Source organism: Paenibacillus sp. 10L310 (assembly GCF_056395745.1).
This window is the reverse complement of record NZ_JBFTKC010000073.1, coordinates 1-411: the sequence shown is the minus strand read 5'-3', so window position 1 is coordinate 411 and position 411 is coordinate 1. Positions and strand designations below refer to the sequence as shown.

The window sequence follows — 411 nt, the reverse complement described above, 5'->3', positions numbered from 1 at the left end:
GCACTAGACTTAGGATCTAGCGTCTTTGACGTGGGGGTTCAAGTCCCTCCACGCGCATCCTTTATTTGCGGAAGTGGCTCAGCGGTAGAGCATCGCCTTGCCAAGGCGAGGGTCGCGGGTTCGATTCCCGTCTTCCGCTCCAAATTTTTTGCGCCCTTAGCTCAGCTGGATAGAGCGTTTGACTACGAATCAAAAGGCCGGGAGTTCGAATCTCTCAGGGCGCGCCATTATAACTTCATATTTTGCCGGCGTGGCGGAATGGCAGACGCGCTCGACTCAAAATCGAGTGGGAAACCGTGGAGGTTCGAGTCCTCTCGCCGGTATATATAACGGGATGTAGCTCAGCTTGGTAGAGCACCTGGTTTGGGACCAGGGGGTCGCATGTTCAAATCGTGTCATCCCGATCCCGAT

Annotated in this window: 4 tRNA genes; all 4 read left to right on the top strand. The window is 54.7% G+C overall.

Annotated features, from left to right (window positions below):
* Positions 1-67: 67 nt before the first annotated feature.
* The 4 genes from AC1DE7_RS31885 (at position 68) to AC1DE7_RS31870 (ending at position 404) form a co-directional block, all read left to right on the top strand.
* A tRNA-Gly gene (locus AC1DE7_RS31885) sits at positions 68-142 on the top strand.
* A gap of 8 nt (positions 143-150) precedes the next feature.
* Positions 151-227: transfer RNA gene (locus tag AC1DE7_RS31880), tRNA-Arg, on the top strand.
* Between the two features lie 17 nt (positions 228-244).
* A tRNA-Leu gene (locus AC1DE7_RS31875) sits at positions 245-323 on the top strand.
* Between the two features lie 7 nt (positions 324-330).
* A tRNA-Pro gene (locus tag AC1DE7_RS31870) sits at positions 331-404 on the top strand.
* The last annotated feature ends 7 nt before the right edge of the window (positions 405-411 follow it).